This is a genomic window from Sphingomonas sp. CCH9-E2 (assembly GCF_001557215.1).
Classification (GTDB): domain Bacteria; phylum Pseudomonadota; class Alphaproteobacteria; order Sphingomonadales; family Sphingomonadaceae; genus Sphingomonas.
The window spans coordinates 1-3,999 of the sequence record NZ_LSJM01000112.1 but is presented as its reverse complement, the minus strand read 5'-3'; the positions used below and the strand labels follow the sequence as shown (position 1 = coordinate 3,999).

At 63.5% G+C, this 3,999-nt stretch carries 4 protein-coding genes and 1 pseudogene; all 5 read left to right on the top strand.

What is annotated here, in order from left to right:
- On the top strand, nt 1–251 hold a 251-nt coding region (locus AX681_RS06395; protein ID WP_197421989.1), incomplete at its 5' end, for a CopD family protein.
- Nucleotides 252–580: 329 nt separating this feature from the next.
- Entirely contained in the window at nt 581–997 is a 417-nt protein-coding gene (locus AX681_RS06390; RefSeq protein ID WP_348770557.1) for a DoxX family protein, read from the top strand.
- Nucleotides 994–1,854 carry a 4,5-DOPA dioxygenase extradiol gene (gene ygiD, locus AX681_RS06385; RefSeq protein ID WP_046407130.1) on the top strand — a complete coding sequence of 287 codons (861 nt, stop codon included), beginning with the start codon at nt 994–996 and terminating at the stop codon, nt 1,852–1,854. The genes AX681_RS06390 and ygiD overlap by 4 nt, the downstream gene beginning before the upstream one ends.
- A 33-nt stretch (nt 1,855–1,887) precedes the next feature.
- Nucleotides 1,888–2,186: pseudogene (locus AX681_RS06380) on the top strand (DUF1971 domain-containing protein).
- A 57-nt stretch (nt 2,187–2,243) separates the two neighbouring features.
- Nucleotides 2,244–3,999 (top strand): NAD-dependent epimerase/dehydratase family protein (locus AX681_RS06375; RefSeq protein WP_066681955.1); only part of this gene is annotated, 1,756 nt, incomplete at its 3' end.

Genomic DNA, 3,999 nt, shown 5'->3' with positions numbered 1-3,999 from the left:
CCTTGGGGACGACACTCTACGGCCTGCTGCTGCTCGCCAAACTGGTCTTGTTCGCCGGGATGCTGGGGCTCGCTTCCCTCAATCGGTTTCGCCTCACGCCGGCCTTTGAGCGCTCGATTGCCATGAACGACCATCGCGGGGCGCTTAGGGCGCTGCGGGTCAGCCTCGCGATCGAGACAGCCTGCGTGATCGGCATTCTGGCGCTCGTGGCATGGCTAGGCACCCTCGCGCCACCCGCGTCGGGCATGTAAACGCTATGGACCATCCGCCCACACAAGCGCCGCCCAGGCCTTCCACCTTCTTTTACCCACTTGCGCGGCTTAACCCTCGCCTCCCAAGATACCCCCCGCTTGGACTGAGCTTACGTGTCCGACGCCCTAAGTCGCCCACAGGTGCTTGCGGGACTGTCGCCTCGCGCTGCAAAGCTGAGTGTACGAGAGGATTGGTCCGGGATGGTCATTACGTTGAGTGCGCGGGACAAAAAGCATGCCTGTCGCGAGGCAAGCTCTTGATGATCCTTCATCCAAATGTTGGATTTTGAATGAACAAGCCGCGTTGACTGAGGGAACAAGGAGCGGCGATGGCCATGAACGAAAGATTGCATTTCTGGGCACCGCGAATGCTGAGTGCCCTTCGGATCGTTGCCGGTCTCGTCTTCCTTGAGCACGGGACGCAGAAGTTCCTGTCCTTCCCGCTTGGCCAAGCGGCAGGTAGTGGCTTTGCATTCGACAACCCTGGGGCATACGCGGGCTTGGTCGAGCTGGCGGCCGGGCTTCTGATCGCGCTGGGCCTGTTCACCCGTCCAGCCGCTTTCCTGGCTTCCGGCACGATGGCCGTCGCCTACTGGATCGCGCACGCGCCGCAGAACGCATTCCCGGTCAACAACGGGGGCGATGCAGCGATCCTCTACTGCTTCGCGTTCCTCTATCTCGTGTTCGCGGGGCCAGGACCTTGGAGCCTGGACGCTTCCCTCCAGCGTCGCGGGGAAGGGGCATGATGGTCGCCGGGCGGATGCCTGCACTGTTCATCGGCCACGGTAGCCCGATGAACACGCTGGAGCGGAACGGCTTCACCGACGCCTGGAAGTCGCTCGGGCGAACACTGCCCCGTCCCCGTGCACTGCTGGTCGTCTCGGCCCATTGGTATTTCGGTGCGACCGCGGTGACGGCCATGCCGAGACCTCGAACGATCCACGATTTCTACGGCTTCCCGCAGGCGCTGTTCGACTTCGACTATCCGGCACCCGGCGCGCCGGACGTGGCGCAGGAGATTGCGGAAGTGGTGAAACCGGAATGGGTTGGTCTCGACCGCGATCAGTGGGGGCTCGATCACGGCACCTGGTCCGTGCTCGCGCACCTCTACCCGCAAGCCGACGTGCCCGTGGTGCAACTTTCGATCAATGCGCTGCGCCCGCTCGAATACCATGTGGACATCGCCGCGCGGCTCGCCGCGTTGCGCGACAGCGGCGTGGCGATCCTCGCCAGCGGCAACGTCGTCCATAACCTACGAGAAATCCAGTGGGACCAGCCTAACACAGCATTCGATTGGGCAGAGCGGTTCGACGACGCCGTGGTAGCGCAGCTCGCCGACGCGCCAAGCGACATTCTGAGGGTGCGCGAGCATCCCGACTACGCGCGCGCCGTGCCTACGCCCGACCACTTCGTTCCGCTCCTCTACCTGGCAGGCCTGGCGGCCGCTGAGGACGCCCGGCCGGAACCGATCGTGCGCGGCTTTTCGATGGGTTCGATCTCGATGACATGCCACGCACTCGGCGCGAACCTACCGGTCGAGACGGACGCAGAGGACGCCGCGACGCTGCCGCGCGACGTTCCCGCCGATCAGACGAATATCTGACCTACGCGGCTACGAAGTGATGGATTCATTGTCATGAGCTCTCCGCCTCCAGAGCGACCGCTGCCCTATAAATGCACCCCTGTGTTCGACGAGAACACGCTTCCGGCCGGGCTGCAAAAAGAGCATCGCACTAAGCCTGGGGTGTGGGCGCCATTCGAGTGCGCGCCGGGCGATTGCGCTATCATGTTCTCGACCCGGCCTCGGAAACCATACTCGATCCCGATTGTCCTGGCTTGGTGCTCCCGGACCAACCACATTTTGTCGAACCGTTCGGACCGATGCGAATGCAGGTCGAGTTCTATGACCGGATGCCCGCACACGCCGCGGGTTAAGGCTGAAAAGCTGGCCTGTTAACGTTTTCAGAGACAAACGAACGAGGGTAGCAAGTCATGATCGATGGCAAAAGCAGTGAAGCCGGCAGCGGCCAGGGTGGCGGCGGCGTCGTTCTGATCACGGGTGCGAGCGGTTTCATCGCCGCCGCGCTAATTGCCCGGCTCGGCGAACGCTACACGGTTGTCGGCCTTGATCGTGCCGGTCCTCCAGACCCGCCGCCGCCCGCGGCGGCAATCGACTTCGATCTCGGCTCTGACGAGGCGGTGGGCGCCGCGCTCGAAGAGGTGCGCGCGCGGTACGGCAACCGCATCGCCTCTGTGATCCACCTAGCCGCCTATTACGATATTACGGGCGATCCCAATCCGCTCTATGACAAGGTCACCGTGCAGGGCACCCGCCGGCTGATTGACGGGCTGCAATCGTTCGAGGTCGAGCAATTCGTCTTCGCCAGCACGATGCTGGTTCATAAGCCGACTTCCACACCCGACGAGCGCATCAACGAGGACTCCCCGATCGGTGCGTCCTGGGCGTACCCACAGTCCAAAGTCGATGGCGAGGCGTTGCTGCATGAGCATCACGGGAACATCCCGGTCGTCTATATGCGCGCCGCCGGAGTTTACGACGACGACGGACGCTCGGCGTTTCTTGCGCAGCAGATATCGCAGATTTACGAGCACCGTCTGATCTCGCACTTTTATCCCGGCATGCTGTGTGCGGCACAGTCATCGGTGCACCGCGACGATTTGGCCGATGCCGTGCTTCGCCTGGTCGATCGGCGGCACGAACTTCCGGCGGAGCTGCCACTGCTCATCGGCGAGCCCGACGCGCCCGGCTATGCCGAGATCCAGGACATCGTCGGCGAGGCGCTCCACGGCGAGGGCTGGAAGACGATCCGGATTCCGCAGCCGCTCGCGAAAGCCGGGATCATCCTACAGAACGAAGCGCTCGGCAGCGACGACTTCATCCAGCCCTGGATGATCGACAGCAGCAACGACCACTATATCCTCGATATCTCCCGCGCGCGTTCGCTGCTCGGATGGGAGCCGAAACATAGTCTCCGCGACACGCTGCCCGCGATCGTTGCGGCGTTGAAGCGCCATCCGCGGGCCTGGTATCGGAACAACAAGCTCAACGAGAACCTGGTTGCCTGGCACGATAAGCCAGAGGCCGAACCTGTAGCGCCGAGCCATCAACCTACGGCGGCAGGCGCCGGGATGGCCGGTATGGATCACGGGGCTGTGGACCATAGTAGCATGGACCATGCAGCCATGGGGCACGGCCCTGGCGCGGCGGACATGGCGATGTCCGGCCACGGTGCACACGGCGATCACATGGCCATAATGGACCGGGACGAGCGCCGTGCGCGCTGGGCTCTTTACGCGAACATCGGTCTTGGGCTGTGGCTCGCCTCCAGCCCGCTCATATACGACTCCGTGACCACGCAGAGCGTCGGCGAGGCCGCGCGCTTCGTAACGATTGATCGCGGGTTGCCGTCGATTGAGTGGCGGGCGAACGCGCTGGCCATTAGCGATGTCGTCAGCGGCCTCGCCATCGCGCTGTTCGGTGCGCTGTCGCTGTCGGCCAGGACCAAGACCTGGGCGCAATGGGCGGTGGCGTTCGTCGGCATTTGGCTGTTCTTCGCCCCGCTAATCTTCTGGAGCCCGAGCGCTGCTCAGTACAACAACAACCTGCTCATCGGCTCGGCCGTGATTGCCCTGTCGGTGCTCGTGCCGATGATGCCGGGCATGAGCATGGCGGGCATGATGGACCCCAAGAACATCCCGCCTGGCTGGACCTATTCGCCGTCCACTG

Excerpts from the sequence above, each read along its gene's own strand:
- AX681_RS06390 (WP_348770557.1), top strand. The coding sequence starts at position 581 with ATGGCCATGAACGAAAGATTGCATTTCTGGGCACCGCGAATGCTGAGT.
- ygiD (WP_046407130.1), top strand. The coding sequence starts at position 994 with ATGATGGTCGCCGGGCGGATGCCTGCACTGTTCATCGGCCACGGTAGC.